We start from the raw sequence: 458 nt of genomic DNA, 5'->3' as shown, positions 1-458 counted from the left end.
GAGTCCGTAAGTGAGTCAGTGTCTGAGTCTGTGAGTGAGTCAGTAAGTGAATCCGTGTCTGAATCCGTATCAGAATCAGTAAGCGAGTCCGTATCAGAGTCAGTAAGTGAATCCGTTAGCGAGTCAGTAAGTGAGTCAGTGTCTGTATCAGAATCAGTAAGTGAATCCGTTAGCGAGTCAGTAAGTGAGTCAGTGTCTGAGTCCGTGAGCGAATCAGTCTCCGAGTCAGTATCAGAATCTGTTAGCGAATCCGTGTCTGAGTCAGTAAGTGAGTCTGTCTCTGAATCAGTATCCGAGTCAGTAAGTGAGTCAGTGTCTGAATCAGTATCCGAGTCAGTAAGTGAATCCGTGTCTGAGTCAGTAAGTGAATCCGTGTCTGAGTCAGTAAGTGAATCCGTGTCTGAGTCCGTGAGCGAATCAGTATCCGAGTCAGTAAGTGAGTCCGTATCAGAGTCCGT

General features: G+C 46.7%; 1 protein-coding gene. It reads left to right on the top strand.

Annotated features, from left to right (window positions below; translation table 11 throughout):
- Positions 1-458, top strand: a 458-nt coding sequence (locus tag E5983_RS09480) for a hypothetical protein (RefSeq protein ID WP_202056796.1), incomplete at both ends; no start/stop codon positions are given.

Origin of the sequence: Streptococcus danieliae (genome assembly GCF_009767945.1) — a bacterium.
Taxonomy (GTDB): Bacteria; Bacillota; Bacilli; order Lactobacillales; family Streptococcaceae; genus Streptococcus; species Streptococcus danieliae.
The sequence above is the reverse complement of the archived record's forward strand: the minus strand, read 5'-3'. Positions and strand labels throughout refer to the sequence as shown.